The sequence below is a fragment of the Echinicola sp. 20G genome, from assembly GCF_015533855.1.
GTDB lineage: Bacteria > Bacteroidota > Bacteroidia > Cytophagales > Cyclobacteriaceae > Echinicola.
The window spans coordinates 5,748,361-5,763,593 of sequence record NZ_AP024154.1; the positions used below are offsets into that span (position 1 = coordinate 5,748,361).

At 38.1% G+C, this 15,233-nt stretch carries 14 protein-coding genes; 5 read left to right on the top strand and 9 right to left on the bottom strand.

Annotated features, from left to right (window positions below; genetic code table 11):
- Window positions 1–244 precede the first annotated feature (244 nt).
- Window positions 245–1,051, bottom strand: coding sequence for a glutamate racemase (gene murI / locus JL001_RS22940; protein ID WP_200980220.1), 807 nt, complete (start codon window positions 1,049–1,051; stop codon window positions 245–247).
- A 335-nt stretch (window positions 1,052–1,386) separates the two neighbouring features.
- Between murI and JL001_RS22945 the strand changes: the two genes are divergently transcribed.
- Both JL001_RS22945 and JL001_RS22950 read left to right on the top strand, forming a co-directional pair.
- A complete protein-coding gene (locus tag JL001_RS22945; RefSeq protein ID WP_200980222.1) occupies window positions 1,387–1,746 on the top strand; it encodes a hypothetical protein in 360 nt (119 codons plus the stop codon).
- A 314-nt stretch (window positions 1,747–2,060) separates the two neighbouring features.
- Window positions 2,061–3,446, top strand: coding sequence for a sigma-54 dependent transcriptional regulator (locus JL001_RS22950; protein ID WP_200980224.1), 1,386 nt, complete (start codon window positions 2,061–2,063; stop codon window positions 3,444–3,446).
- Window positions 3,447–3,451: 5 nt separating this feature from the next.
- On the opposite strand, the gene JL001_RS22955 is transcribed toward JL001_RS22950, so the two are convergent.
- From JL001_RS22955 to JL001_RS22980, 6 genes are all read right to left on the bottom strand, one after another.
- Window positions 3,452–6,004 (bottom strand): ATP-binding protein, encoded by a 2,553-nt coding sequence (locus JL001_RS22955; protein WP_200980225.1) that lies wholly within the window; start codon window positions 6,002–6,004, stop codon window positions 3,452–3,454.
- Window positions 6,005–6,060: 56 nt separating this feature from the next.
- Entirely contained in the window at window positions 6,061–6,690 is a 630-nt protein-coding gene (locus JL001_RS22960) for a hypothetical protein (RefSeq protein ID WP_200980228.1), read from the bottom strand.
- A gap of 84 nt (window positions 6,691–6,774) precedes the next feature.
- Entirely contained in the window at window positions 6,775–8,142 is a 1,368-nt protein-coding gene (locus tag JL001_RS22965; RefSeq protein WP_200980230.1) for a cystathionine beta-synthase, read from the bottom strand.
- Window positions 8,143–8,308: 166 nt separating this feature from the next.
- Window positions 8,309–9,232 (bottom strand): aspartate carbamoyltransferase catalytic subunit, encoded by a 924-nt coding sequence (locus tag JL001_RS22970; RefSeq protein ID WP_200980232.1) that lies wholly within the window; start codon window positions 9,230–9,232, stop codon window positions 8,309–8,311.
- 2 nt (window positions 9,233–9,234) lie between these two features.
- Window positions 9,235–9,786: a bifunctional pyr operon transcriptional regulator/uracil phosphoribosyltransferase PyrR gene (gene pyrR, locus JL001_RS22975; protein WP_192012099.1), complete on the bottom strand. Its 552-nt coding sequence runs from the start codon at window positions 9,784–9,786 to the stop codon at window positions 9,235–9,237.
- A 125-nt stretch (window positions 9,787–9,911) separates the two neighbouring features.
- On the bottom strand, window positions 9,912–11,516 hold the full coding sequence (locus JL001_RS22980) for a transcriptional regulator (protein WP_236252951.1): 1,605 nt from the start codon (window positions 11,514–11,516) through the stop codon (window positions 9,912–9,914).
- A gap of 114 nt (window positions 11,517–11,630) precedes the next feature.
- Between JL001_RS22980 and polX the strand changes: the two genes are divergently transcribed.
- Both polX and JL001_RS22990 read left to right on the top strand, forming a co-directional pair.
- The gene (gene polX / locus JL001_RS22985; RefSeq protein WP_200980236.1) at window positions 11,631–13,337 is read left to right on the top strand and encodes a DNA polymerase/3'-5' exonuclease PolX; all 1,707 of its coding nucleotides are present in this window, start codon (window positions 11,631–11,633) and stop codon (window positions 13,335–13,337) included.
- A 9-nt stretch (window positions 13,338–13,346) separates the two neighbouring features.
- On the top strand, window positions 13,347–13,637 hold the full coding sequence (locus JL001_RS22990) for a hypothetical protein (protein WP_200980237.1): 291 nt from the start codon (window positions 13,347–13,349) through the stop codon (window positions 13,635–13,637).
- 61 nt (window positions 13,638–13,698) lie between these two features.
- Here the strand turns inward: JL001_RS22990 and JL001_RS22995 are convergent, their stop codons facing one another.
- Complete coding sequence (locus JL001_RS22995) at window positions 13,699–13,890, bottom strand: cold-shock protein (RefSeq protein WP_192012095.1); 192 nt, start codon at window positions 13,888–13,890, stop codon at window positions 13,699–13,701.
- A gap of 89 nt (window positions 13,891–13,979) precedes the next feature.
- On the opposite strand from JL001_RS22995, the gene JL001_RS23000 reads away from it, so the two are divergent.
- Window positions 13,980–14,471, top strand: coding sequence for a histidine phosphatase family protein (locus JL001_RS23000; protein ID WP_200980238.1), 492 nt, complete (start codon window positions 13,980–13,982; stop codon window positions 14,469–14,471).
- On the opposite strand, the gene JL001_RS23005 is transcribed toward JL001_RS23000, so the two are convergent.
- A complete protein-coding gene (locus JL001_RS23005; RefSeq protein ID WP_200980239.1) occupies window positions 14,468–15,193 on the bottom strand; it encodes an SDR family NAD(P)-dependent oxidoreductase in 726 nt (241 codons plus the stop codon). The two genes, JL001_RS23000 and JL001_RS23005, sit on opposite strands and share 4 nt — an antisense overlap.
- Window positions 15,194–15,233 lie beyond the last annotated feature (40 nt).

Genomic DNA, 15,233 nt, shown 5'->3' on the forward strand with positions numbered 1-15,233 from the left:
TTTTTATAACTTATACCCATGTTACCTTCTGGATTCACAACCCAAAATCAAAAAGAAAAATTCATTTTCACAAAATTTGAACGCAACAAACTAACAATTAGGTAAACAAAATTTCGCTAAGTAACATGAAACCTATACTTACATCTTCATTTAACCACCACACAGACCATTCATTGCCCCAAAGAGTCATTTTGTAAAACAACAAAAAATGAGCACTAATTCTAATTTAGATCACAAAACTGCCTTATTCCCAAAGGGGGTATTTCTCCAAATTAACTTCCTTACCGAAAAAAAGCTTGGTAGTATTTTCAAAAGATGGGGTATAATCAGAAACCAAAAAACGATCTTTTGCTTTTTCTCCAATATTTAAAAGCCCTTTTTCTTCAAGGTATTTCTTCGTAGCCTCTGCTACCATTTCCGAGCTATCTATCACTTCCACCTTGCCTTGATAGATTCCGTCTATCTGAGGCTTGATCAATGGATAGTGTGTACACCCCAAAATCAAGGCATCTACTCCTTCCAGCTCCTCATCATCCAAGTATGTCTTAATAATCGCTTCGCTAATATCATTATTATGAAACCCTTCCTCAACCATAGGAGCAAGAAGAGGAGTGGCCAGTGCCTTAAATATTATACTTTTATTTATGGCTTCAATTTTATGCCTGTAAACTCCTGAATTTACCGTTTGCTTAGTCCCTATCAGTCCTACTTTCTTTCCCTGATGATGGACTTTTACATATTCCACAACTGGCTCGATTACATCAAAGACAGTAGCCCTTGAAGCCACATAGGCTTTCACCAGCTCGAATGCAGCCGTTGAAGCGGAATTACAGGCTATCAATATCATCTTACAATTGGCCTTGAGCAACACATCAGCTATTTTAACCGAGTAAGCTTGAATAGAAGCAGTACTTTTGTCTCCATAAGGTAAGTGGGCTGTATCGCCAAAATAAATAAGCTGTTCATTGGGCAATACCTTTTTGATGGCCCTAGCTACGGTCAGACCGCCAATTCCACTGTCAAAAATCCCTATGGGAGATGATGCTGTCATGCTATCAATTTAAAAGATGTTCTACTCATTTTACATTACAAAACTATACAAAAAAAGAACCCTCAGGTGCACGTACCTGAGGGTATTTTGCAAGCAAAGAGTTAAATTATTATTTGAATTGATCAAATATAATCATTTATACTACAGGGCAAAAGCCTCTTTAACTGATTTTAAAAATACAAAAACTACTCCACAGACTGTAGACAATCTCCCCAAATCAAAACTAACACACCTTGGAAAAACACCTATTTCAGCGTATTTAAGCATTGGCCTAATTTTAGCAAAACCTATAATCACCTAATAACAAAGCAATTACCCTACACAATCCTTATAGTATGTCTACCAAATTATTCCTGATCGTACTAATCATTCTGACTATTTCTTCCTGTTCAAAATCAGGTAATGACTCCAACAATGATATTTCTGCGATTGCCCGTCAAGTAATTCCTGAAGAAGATCTGCCAAAAAGCATTATCAAAAATTTAAAAAACAACTTAGCATTTGCTGACCTAGAATTGGTTGAAGTGACTAAATCTAAAAGTAATGAGCACCCTATATACGACTTGAAATTTATGGATGAAAGTCACTTTATCATTCGCGCTAAGTTCAACCATGAAGGCAAATTAGTACCTTATGAAACAATCAACCTCAAGATAGCACAGCCTCAAAAGCAATATTTTTCTATTTTTTATTAACCAAATAAAATTATTTTCCATTTACCTATTTTAAAAATTCAAAAAACAGCATTTAAAAAACAATTATCCTGTGAAATATTCACTATAGAAAAATAGTATTAAAAACCAGTTCTTTTTTTTGAAAAGCTTTTCTATTTTATGGTTAATTTAGCGCTTGAAAAGCACGCCAACTCACAAATCTTGAATCCTTTATATCATTTTCGGAATCCCCAATGGGCTTGTCCGTTATGCATAGAAAAAGTAAAAATAATTCAAATTGTGCACTATGGCATAGTTTCAGCTACTCATATTTACCGTTATTCTAAAGTAAACATATGTCCAAGGAAAAGATACTTCTTATAGAAGATGATTTAACATATTCAAAAATCATTAAAAATTTCCTCGAAAAAAACGAGTATGAAGTAGATAAGACGACCAAAATCGCGGAGGCCTTCAACATGATGGAAAAGGCTGCCTACGATCTTGTGATCACTGATTACCGACTTCCTGACGGTACCGGCATGGAGGTATTGGAAAGTATTGTTCATCAAAAAAAGAAAACCAGAGTAATTTTGATTACCAATTACTCAGATATAAGGACAGCCGTCCGTTCTATGAAGTTGGGAGCTTTTGAATATATTTCTAAGCCAGTTAATCCGGATGAATTGTTAGCTACCGTACAAGAGGCTTTGAAATCCACACCTTCCCGGGAGAGTACTGAAATAATTCCATCTAAGCCTAAGAATTCATCTAGTTCCCGATCAACTCTTGCAGAAGACAATAGTCATTATGTGGTGGGTAAAAGTCCTGAAGCGCTTCAATTAGAACAATATATTTCGTTGGTTGCCCCTACAGAAATGAGTGTAGTTGTTTTGGGAGAAAGTGGCACAGGCAAGGAATTTATTTCAAAACGAATTCACGAAAAATCCAAAAGAAGTAATGGGCCATTTGTAGCCATCGATTGTGGCGCTTTATCAAAAGAACTTGCAGGAAGTGAACTCTTTGGGCATGTGAAAGGAGCCTTTACAGGGGCATTAGACAATAAGACAGGACACTTTGAAATGGCTAATGGAGGAACTATTTTCTTGGACGAAATAGGAAATCTAAGCTATGAAGTTCAGATCAAATTGTTACGAGCTATTCAAGAGAGGAAAATAAGAAAAATAGGAGGCACTAAAGATATCCCCATTGATGTAAGAATCATTGTTGCTACCAATGAAGACCTATCCAATGTCGCCAAAAGTGGGGAATTTAGAGAAGACCTTTACCACAGGCTAAATGAGTTTAGTTTAAAATCAAGTCCTCTAAGAGAAAGAGGCGCAGACCTTTTTCACTATTCTGACATCTTTCTTCAAGATGCCAATGAATCTTTGGGCAAATCCATTAAAGGGTTCAACAGCGATGTGAAAGAAATATTTGAGAGATATAGTTGGCCAGGCAATTTAAGAGAGCTTAAGAATATAATTAAAAGAGCTGTATTGCTTTCAAGTGATGATTATATACAAAAAGAAGCTTTACCTGTGGATTTACTTTTACCTGAAAACTCAAGTTCTAATAATTCAGGCACAAAAGATCTAAAGTCTTCATTTGAAGTTCAAGAAAAAGCCATGATCATAAAGACTTTAAACGATGTAAAACACAATAAATCCAAGGCTGCAAAAATCTTAAATATTGACCGCAAAACACTTTACAACAAAATAGAGAAATACGGCATAGACTGATTGAGTTAGCTCATTTGGCTGAGCAACTGATAATCTTCAAGAATCTGATCCAAGACCAATAGGGTTTCATCCTTAATCTTTTCTACCATACCTGCTGCTCCAGAAGTATTCCCTTCCTTGAGGTCATATTCCAAACCCCTAGCCAAAATGCTAGACTTTATCTTTAATTGGCCAAGCCTGCTGCCCAGCTTATGTGCAATTTCCAACAATGAATCCCAATTTTGAGATTGATTGGCCTGGTCGAGTTCAATCAAATCTGTTGAAGTGGTAGTACAAAAATCCAACAAAACCTCTCTCAACATTTCTTCATCGTTCATGCAGAATTTCTTCAGGTCCACTAGGTTGTAACCCTGCCCTTCCGTAATACCATTTTCTGTCTTTGAGGCAGGTACTACGCTGGCCTGTACAGCTTCCAGTTTTAGAATTTTACCTATTTCCTTGATCAAATCATCTTCCTTAAATGGCTTTAAGACAATTTCATCAAAGCCTGCTTCCTCCAGTTGGTCACGTTCTTTTGCAAATACATTGGCCGTAATGGCAATCGCAGGCAAATCTTTATATGCTACTTTGGAGCGCAAAATTCTCAAAGCTTCATAACCACTGACCTCTGGCATTTGGATATCCAGTAAAGCCAAGTCAAATGCTACCTCTTCTAACTCATCCCGCATGGACACTCCTCCCAAATAATCATGCACATGGGCACCGTTGCTCTCCAGCAATAGCTTGGCAAACTTTAAGCCTATTGGATCATCATCCACCAACAATATATTCAAACCTTTAAGATCATAAGAAGTACTGTATTCATCCGCATGTGCAATTTCTGCCTCCACCAACTCAACAGGCACGACGAATTTAATCTCTGTGCCTTCTCCTAATTGACTCTCCAGTTCAATCTTACCTTTGAGCAGATCTAACATCCTTTTGACAATAGCCAAGCCTAAGCCTGTACCGCCGTACCTCCTGTTAATTGAACCATCACCTTGATTAAATTCCTTGAATATATTCTGCTTGAAGTCTTCCGTCATTCCAATCCCCGTATCTGCAACTACTACAGATAAGTACCCTGTTGATTCAAAATTAATTCGGACTTCCACCTTACCTTTTTCGGTAAATTTCATGGAGTTACCAATCAAATTATTCAGTATTTGACTGATTCTCAACTCATCCCCTGAAAGCCACTTATCCTCAGGAAGATCAATCTTCCAGATAAAATCAAGTTGTTTATCTTTTGCTTTCAATTCAAATGAATTTCTTATAGAATTAAAAAGTTGATAAGGGTCAAAAGGGTGATTTTCGATAGCAATCTTACCTGCCTCTAGTTTGGACAAATCCAAAATGTCATTAACAATTCCAGAAAGTGTTTCCGCGGCAAATCCTACCATGTTCACATAATCTTCCTGATCTTTGGTCATGGAAGTCTTTTTAATGGCGTCGTTATACCCTTGAATGGCATGGAGTGGATTACGAATTTCATGGCTCATATTAGCAAGAAAATTCTGTTTGGCCTTCGCAAGATTATCTGAACGCTCTTTGGCTTTTTCTAACTCTACACGATAGCTTTCATCTTTATTGATCTCAGTGAGAATACTATAAATAAAGGCAGAAGAACCCACCACCCCTACGAAAATCAGTACTCCCAATAAGATTGAGACATCAAAGGCCAAATCATACAATGAGTTATTTTTCTGCTTGGCTTCTTGGATGGCATCTTTCTGTAGGTTTGAAATCACAGACTGCGTTTCTTCAATCAGCGCCTTGTTTTTTTCTGTCAATTCTTGTTCTAAATTGGCCAAATTAGATCTCAATCTCTGCTCCTCATAATTGATATCCAACAAAAATTGTTTGACCGTGTACAAAACAGAATCTGATGCAGCACCAATTCCCTGACTTAAAGTATCAGCACTACTTCTTGGTCTGAATTGCTGGAACATATCTCTGAGATTTTCCATCTCAGCTTCTGTCATCAGGTTTGTATTTCGTGAATCAACATTGTTTAACGCCTTTTTCGGAGCTGTATATTCTGAATCTGCCCTATTCGTTCTTCGAATTTTATGATCAAATCGAATCCTTCCCAAACTTTGAAGTCTATTAAGTTCCTCTTGTCTCTTTATTTTTGTCTCTAAATTCTTGAGGGCTTCCTGGCTGAAATTCCTATTGATCAAATTGTTTTTCACGTCCCTTAGACCACTATAAACCGTCACTAGTTCATTGATGTTGAAATTAATCTTTTTCAAATGACTCAGCTCTGCAGTATCATTGGCATACCTTTCGAGATAATCCAACCTTCTTTCAATCAGGTCAATATAATTTTCTGCTACGGTAGTATCTCCGTCTGATTTAAAATTCCCTTTGACTTTATCCAATTGGTAGACATCCGCCAGCAAAGCATTCAACTGATTGAGTCTTTCACTTGGCTCAGAAAGTGTTTCGACAGTATTCAACAGTTTGTCTAAGCTGAAATAGGTAATCGCGCTTACGCTCATGACCAAAATAATGGCCAACAAAAATCCTACAACTACTTTTCTTCTTGCTTTATGGGTGGTTTCTGGTTTCTTCACAATATCCTGAATTTCAGCAAAGTTCTACACAAAAACAATACCAGCAGAGATCATAGTTAAAGGTCAGCAAACACCTCTTCAGTAACTGCCTCAAAAGCACAATAAGCTACATAAAAAGAGAAAGGAATGGTCACCAAAACACCTACAAAAAATAATATCCCGATCAGGTTAATCAGAATCAATAATAAAACAAACAGAAAAAACTTCCACCATTTCACTGTCACTAGCCTCCTACTATACTCCATAGACTCCCAAAAATCCAAACCTGCGAAAATATGAAGCAGGATTGCAAAGCAATACCCCACCAATAAATATACTCCCGGAATCACTAAAAGTAATATCCCAATACTTACCAAAATCTGACCTATTAACCAAATTAAAATTATGGGTATATAGTATCTAAACCCCTGAAAAAAGTCAGGATATATTACAGGATCACCATGCTTCAACTTATTGGCTACTAAATAGAACCCTGAAAACAGAGGCCCAGCCAAGAATACACTGAAAAGCACAGCATACTCCTTGAAATAAATCAAAAACAATAATTCCAGTGAAATGATAAATGCGGTGTATCCAACCGAAAAGAGAGGTTTTATCTTAAATAGCTCCCATCCATTCCTGAAAGCTTCTTCTATATCAAAATCATAGCCCTTGGCTATCAGTTGATTGATTTTTTGTTTATTCATATGTTGGAATCAAAATAAAATACACGGACTTCCCGTGTATTTTATCGTCTTTTATCTGCAGGCAATTAAAGCTAACCGCTTTTATTATTTTGTTATGGCACCTAAGATATCATGTTTAGTAATAATGTGAATTTGATGTAAATCATCCCTAACCAACACCGCCTTATCCTTATCCACCATAGAAGAAAGTACATCCAAGGTACTATCGAGGGCCACGAACTTCATTGAATCCTCCATCACCTCCTCAACTGTTGCATCTTTCAGATTTGGTTTGACAATAATTTTACTCAAAAGCTTATTATCCGTGATACTACCGATCACTTGGCCATTGTCCATCACTGGTATTTGAGACACGCTTTTCTCATTCATAAGCTCTATGGCACTTTTTACCTTATCTCCTTTTTGAGCTACCACTAACTCATAGCTTCCATTTCTACTTGTGATTATATCTCTGGCTGTCCCAAAGCTAGTGTCTTCAAGGAAGCCATGATTTCTCATCCAGTCATCGTTATATATTTTCCCCAAATAACGCGTACCATGGTCTGGCAATATAATCACCATCACATCATCTTCCTTCAGGTTTTCTTTGGCGTATTCTAGAGCTCCATGAACGGCAGAACCACATGACCAACCCACAAACAAACCCTCTTCCCTTGACAATCTTCTGGTCATTACCGCAGCATCCTTGTCTGTCACTTTCACAAAATGGTCAATCACAGAAAAATCAACGTTCTTGGGTAAGATATCCTCCCCTATCCCTTCTGTTAAATAAGGGTATATTTCATTTTCATCAAACTCTCCCGTTTCTTTGTATTTTTTAAAGACAGAACCATAAGTATCGATTCCCACTGAGATCACATTAGCATTTTGTTCTTTGAGGTATTTAGAAGTACCACTCATTGACCCTCCTGTACCTACACCTGCTGCGTAATGGGTGATTTTGCCTTCAGTATCTTTCCAAATTTCTGGCCCAGTGGTTTCATAATGCGCCTTCCAATTGGACAGGTTATCATATTGATTGGGGTAAAAGGAATTCGGTATGTCGTTGTTTAGTTTTTTTGCCACTGAATAATAAGACCTAGGGTCATCAGGAGACACATTGGTAGGACATACCACTACCTCTGCTCCCATAGCTTTCAGCACATCTATTTTTTCTTTGGATTGCTTGTCCGCCATGGTAAAAATACACTTGTATCCTTTGGCTATTCCTGCCAAGGCAAGCCCCATTCCGGTATTTCCACTGGTTCCTTCAATAATGGTACCTCCTGGCTTGAGCAATCCTTCTTTCTCTGCATCCTCGACCATTTTGATGGCCATCCTGTCTTTCATAGAATTACCAGGGTTAAAATATTCCACTTTTACGTAGATCTGGCCTTTGATACCTTTATTGACTTTATTCAAACGGATCAAAGGAGTATTTCCAATGGTTTCTATGATGGAATTATAAATCATATCTATTAGGGTTATTTGTTAGCAATTTACAAATATTTTTCACTTCAAAAGACAAGCCTTTTTTTCCTTTAAAACATTCGTTCTGGCAAAAAATTTCCCATAAAACAAAAAAAGGAATGACCGTTAATTTACAGTCACTCCTTTTGCTCATATTTTATAGCTCATTTTATTTCACTCCTGCAAGAAGGTAGAGCACAGCCATCCGGACTGCGACACCGTTCTCAACCTGATTGAGAATAATAGAATGTTCACTGTCCGCTACATCGGAATTAAGCTCCACGCCTCTATTGATAGGTCCTGGGTGCATAATGACAATTTCCTTGTCCAGCTGATCCAACATCTTCTTATCCACCCCATAATAAAGTGAATACTCGCGTAGGGAAGGGAAATATTTGATTTGTTGTCTCTCCAATTGGATCCTAAGGACATTGGCTACATCGCACCACTCTAATGCTTTTTTCACATCATATTCCACTTTCACTCCTAAACTGGAAATGTATTTGGGAAGCAAAGTCACCGGGCCACAAACCATTACTTCTGCTCCCAGCTTCTGTAAGCAGAATATATTGGAAAGTGCTACTCTTGAATGCAAAATATCTCCAATAATCGCTATCTTTTTGCCAGCCACATCACCCAATTTTTCCCTGATGGAAAAGGCATCCAACAATGCTTGGGTAGGGTGCTCATGTGTCCCATCTCCTGCATTGACGATATTGGCACTAATATTCTTTGAAAGGAAATGGGGTGCTCCAGGGCTGCTATGCCTCATCACCACCATGTCCACTTTCATACTTAGGATATTGTTGACAGTATCCACTAAGGTCTCCCCTTTTTTTACCGAACTATTACTGGAAGAAAAGTTGATAACGTCCGCAGAAAGCCTTTTCTCTGCTAGTTCAAAGGAAAGTTTTGTTCTAGTGGAGTTTTCAAAGAAAACATTGGCAATGGTGATATCCCTTAAGGAAGGCACCTTTTTGATCGGGCGATTGATAACATCTTTAAAATTGTCAGCAGTTTCGAAAATCAACTGGATATCATCTGCTGTTAATCCTTTGATACCCAATAAATGTTTGGTACTTAGCTGTTGCATCCTTAGCTTTTAACTTCTTTTTCTGTTATCCAAATCGCATCTTCAGAGAAGCCCTGAGAAGCCCATTCCACACTTACATACTGACTTTCCAAGGTATTTACCTGTCTTCCAAAGTAATTAGGAATCACGGGATAATCCCTTGTATATTTCCGGTCAATCAAGACCATTAACTCTACTTTTTTGGGTCTTCCAAAAGCAATCATCGCATCCATAGCCGCTCTTACAGACCTTCCTTTAAAAAGGACATCATCCACAAGAACCACTTTCTTGTTTTCTATTAAAAAATTGATTTTTGTCTCGTTGGCTTTCAGAGGAATATCCCTTCTTCGAAAATCATCCCGATGAAAAGTGGCATCTAAGTAACCAGAAGGCACATCATGACCGCTGATTTCCTTTAGCCTCTTAACTATCTTGTCCAACACCAAAGTCCCTCTGGGCTGTAAACCCAATAAAACCGTATTGTCAAAATCATCGTGATTTTCAATCAACTGATGACAAAAACGATCTATGGTTATGGCAATTTGCTTTTGATCTAAGACGAGTCTTTTTTGCATAGCTGTGATTTGAGCACAAATATAAAAATAAATTATAAGCAGCCTTCGATGAAAGCATTATTAATGCAACCTCTTTCTAATCCTTCCTCTCCCCAAAATCTCGTCTATACCAATTAACCCCTTATTCATTCTATCATTGGCTTTTCACTTGGTGTAGCCTTTATCTTTGTCAAGAAAAATGTCTCCCTTGTATCTTCTTTTCCTGATTCATTAAGGTACCTTACTTTTTGTTTACCGGATAAAAGAAAATAATTATCATACCACCAGCTTAATGAAAGACTTTCATCTTGGGTCTCTTTTATCCTTTCATCCTCATCGAGCAAACCCAAGTCAAACTCTTTATTGGCATATTGGACTTCTCCATCTTCAAGGTAGCACAGCATCAACTTGTCCTCATCGAGATACATATAAAAAAGGTTTCTTCCGTCAAAACTGACCTCTCCAAACTTACCTGGGCTGGTAGTCACATAATCGTCTAGTGAGAGTGTATTGTCCCAGATCATCTCTCCCCTACCGTCCAAAAGCACAAATTGCGCGGCCATGAATTTGTATTCATTACTGGAGGTTGGATCAGGCATACCAGAATAATACCATGGATATCCACCATTCATCACCCTATTCCTCATACTCAAAGGAGCATAGCGATAAAAATCACTGGAATACATCATATCTCTTGGAGAAAACCTTCCCGAGCTGGTTAAAAAGTAGTCATTGTAAATTAAAAAATAATCATTCCCTGCTACCACCTCCCTAGTCACTAAACTATTGGGGATGGTAATATTTTTATCCTTTTCTACAGCTTTCTCCAAAGAGCGCTCTCTTCTTTCCTGCTGTTTCTCCGGTAAGTAATTATAGAAATTCTGAAAATCAGTTAGATTATAGAATATGTTTTCATACTCTCCAAATTCATTGATTTTAGAAAAATAAATTCCTCTATTGGGTTCTCTTTTCCTTTCTCCATATGGCCCAATAAGCACTTGATTATAATTCTGAATTGGGGTAAGCACTCCTTCTACAATTTCCAAATCTGGCCTATCTTCTGGCTCCACCTTTACTTCCCGTAATTTGTTCCCTTCAATATCAAAAGTCATTAATGACAAGCTCCGTTGTTTCAAACGGTCTCTTTTACTTACCAAAACATCAAAGACCTTAAGCTCCTCATCTTTTCTCAATTGCAGAATACTGACTTCATTTGCGTAAACCCCTTGGACTGTAAACACACTCTTACTCTCTGTATCGAATACCTGAATCGCTGGTCTATAATCCATTACTCCCATCAGGATTGCTTTCTTGTCCATCACCAAAAACTCCTGAAGTTCCATATCCAGAATATTCTCTATAGGCACCTCCCTTAAAGCTTGGTTAACCAAATTGATTTCATATACTACTTTCTCAGAGGCAAATGATTCCCCTTTCTGAAACAACAAGTACAAGTAATCTCCATCAAGGTCAAAACCAGTCATATCAAAATAATCCTTAACCGGAAATTCAAAAACCTTTGAAGCATTCAATTGCCTGTCCGTCGTAAAGTACTGGATCCGTTGCTGTAGGCTATAACCTCTTTCAGCTTTGGTCCTGAATGAAATTGTACCTTCTTGTGTGGGCAACACGATATAATCGTAATCATCCCATTCAGAAGGAACTTCTATCCTTTGAACAACTTGGACTTGGGCAATTGTCATTTGAAAAGCACAGCAAAAACCAAAAAATAAAACTATAATTTTATTCATTTGTGATCTCATCTTTCTAACTTGATTGTCCCATAAGATAAGGCTTATGATTTTATTTTAAAACAATTATTACGGACATTTGCCGCTACCTAAAACGCAAATAACAAGAAAGCTTTGGACAATAAAAACATCACCAAAATACTAAAGTTAACTTCCCAATTGATGGAACTGCATGAGGAAAATGCCTTTAAAATCCGCAGCTATACCTCAGCCATTTACTCTATCGACCAAGGAAACATTAGCCTTGAAGGGCTAAGCAAAGATGAGCTTCAAAAAATCAATGGAATTGGAAAAAGCATTGCTGAAGTCATTGAACAACTGCAACAGACAGGAACACACCAATATCTTGATGAACTATTGGACAAAACGCCCAAAGGCTTACTCGAAGTACTTGAAATAAAAGGTTTAGGACCAAAAAAAATCAAAGTTCTTTGGAAAGAACTAAACATCACCTCCGTCCATGAATTGTTAGAAGCATGCCAAGCTGGAGAGGTAGCCAAAATCAAGGGCTTTGGTGCCAAAACGCAAGAGGGTATCATTCAGTCTCTGGAGTACATGGAGTCCAACAGAGGAAAATGGCACTATGCGGATGCTGAGCCAGAGGCAATTGCCATTCAGGAAAAACTGGAAGGGTTATTTGGTAAGGAAAACATCGCTATCACAGGTGATTTTGCCAGGAAGGCTGAAATTATTGAAAGGCTAGAATGGATCATCAATACGGATCAACGCAAAGAAACTTTTGATAAAATAGATCAGCTTGAAGCAATCGAGAAAAACAAAAAGATTTCCAGCCCCTTTACTTGGAGAGGAAAAACAAAAGAGAAAGAACTGGAAATAGTTTTCTTTGCGGCAAGCAACAGTTCTTTTGTCAGTGAACAATTACTCAGAACCGGAAGCCGGTCTCACTTATTAGCTCCAATTGATAATGAGCAAACCTTGGGCAGTTTCTTTAAGTCTAAGTCTTTCTCTTCTGAAAAAGAGGCTTACCAAGAAGCTGGCCTACCCTATATCCTACCAGAGCTTAGAGAAGGTCAATTTGAAATAGCCTTGGCCAAAGAAGATAAACTTCCGCTACTCCTTGAAGAAAGTGACCTAAAAGGCATCCTCCACAACCACTCTACCTACAGTGATGGCAAACATACCCTGAAGGAAATGGCCCTTTATTGTCAAGAATTGGGATATGAATATTTAGGCATCAGTGACCATAGCCGCACAGCTTCTTATGCTGGTGGTTTGGACATAGAAAAAGTAGAAAAGCAGCAGGAAGAGATCAAAGTCTTAAACAAAGAGCTGGCCCCTTTTAAGGTTTTCAGCGGAATAGAAAGTGATATTCTTCCTGATGGTAATTTGGATTATCCTGATGAAGTATTGGCTTCATTCGACTTTATCGTCTCATCTATCCACAGCAGTCTGAACATGACCAGAAAAAAAGCTACTGCTAGGTTAATCAAAGCCATTGAAAACCCTTACACTACCATCCTAGGACATCCAACTGGCAGACTTTTGCTGAGAAGAGAAGGATACCCCATTGATCACAAAGCAATCATAGATGCTTGTGCTGAGAATAAGGTAGTCATAGAAATCAATGCCAACCCGTGGCGCCTTGACCTTGACTGGAGATGGGTTCATTATGCTATGGAAAAAGGCGTCAAGCTTTCCATTAATCCGGACGCCCACGAAAAGAAAGGGTACTTCCATATGAAATACGGTGTACTGGTAGGCAGAAAAGGAGGGCTGACCAATGAAATGACCCTCAACGCGATGACCTTGAAAGAGATCGATGAATATTTTTCAAAACGGAAAAACGACATTAAAAAATAAATAGCAGTTATGAGTTGGATGGACAAGGATGCAGGAAAATTGCTGCAAAGGTCGTTTGTCATTGGGTTAGTGGGCATTTTGCTTTGCCTTATCCCAATGGCCAATGCAATCTTAACTTTTATGGATCAAGAAAAGCTCTTTTTCCTGAATGGTTTTGGTTTGGGAGCGCAATTGGTAGCGCTAAGCATGGCGGTGTTGGTATTGAGAAAAAGAAAGGTTGATCAAGAACATCAGGAAAAAGCCAAGAGGATGATCATTACATTAGGGGTATCCCTGCTGTTTTTCATCCTAAATCGTTAAAAAATAAAAAGAGAGCTCGGACATAGCTCTCTTTTTTTGTAAAAAAATGGCTGAAATAACTCTATGCTTTTTTAACATTTATAGCATTCAATCCTTTTTTTCCTTCTTTGACGTCATATGATACTTTGTCATTCTGTTCGACTTTGTCTACAAGCCCTGTTGCATGAACAAAGACATCATTTTGGGATTCATCGTCTATAATGAAACCGAATCCCTTAGCTTCATTGTAAAATTTCACTTTTCCGGTAAGCATAATAATTAAAATTGTTAGTGGTTAATTGAATACTTAAAGTAAAAATATTCGTCCAAAAAACAAATATGTTTTTTTAGTATCTTATGAACATGAAAAAATTAGTTATTTATCGACACGCCAAATCTTCTTGGGACAATCCCTTTTTGGAAGACCATGCTAGACCATTGGCAGAACGTGGTTTAAGGGATGCACCAAGAATGGCCCAGAGACTAAAAAAGAAAAAGATATTTCCGGATTATATGCTTTCATCAGATGCTGAAAGAGCAAAATCCACCGCCTTGATTACAGCAGAGAACCTCCACTTTCCAAAGAAACAGATTAAACTCACTCGAGATCTCTATCATGCTTCTTCACACAACATTCTTCAGTGCTTACATCAAATCCCCAACACGAATGACGTCGCCTTTATCTTTGGCCATAATCCGGGATTCAATGAACTGATTGAAGACTTGGGAGGCACTATCGACAACCTCCCCACCTGCGGCCAATTCGGATTTACTTTCAATACCGAGTACTGGAAAAACATCAGTCCAGCCAATGCCAGTTTTTGGTTTGTAGATTATCCCAAGAACGAGAGCTAAAAATCTCTTACATCCTGAAGTACTTCTGTAAACTCGTCCAAATGGTCTATTAAATAGAGTACTTTTTCCGCTACCACTTCGGGAGAACTTAATTCATCGTTTGCTTTAAAATCCTTAAACTTTTTCAACCCACTGAAATTCTCTTGATCAGCCGATCTAATATCTGCCTGCATAGGGGTATCGACGATCCCTGGTGACAAAGCATAATAGTTGATTCCAAAACCCTTTAGATCACTTTCCACTTGGGCCACACCGGTCATTCTATTGAGAGCTGCTTTTGAACTACAGTAACCTGACCAACCGTCGACATCCTTACTGGCCGCTCCTGATGAGATATTGATCACCAGCTTTTCACACTTTTGATCATGGTATTTTCTCACATATTCGTTTATTAAAATGGCCGGGGCTACCACATTTACGGCATTGATCTTTGCAATTCCTGTTGGATCCAATTTGCCCAAAGGCCCAATTTCTCCTATCCATCCTGCATTATTGATCAGAACTATTCTGTCAAAATCTCCAACAGGAAAAATGGAAGGCAATTCTTTGATTAAACCTGTCGTATTCGCCAAATCCAATTCAAAATGTGTAAAACCATCACCTGACTCCATCGTTGACCTAGAAATCCCAACAACCTGATTTTTCTCACTTTCAACCAATTCGTCCAAAAGGGCTTTCCCTAAACCCTTGCTACAACCCGTTAAAACATAAAGGCTTTTCATGGCACTAATTATAGTTAATAAAAAAGGAGGCAACTTGCCT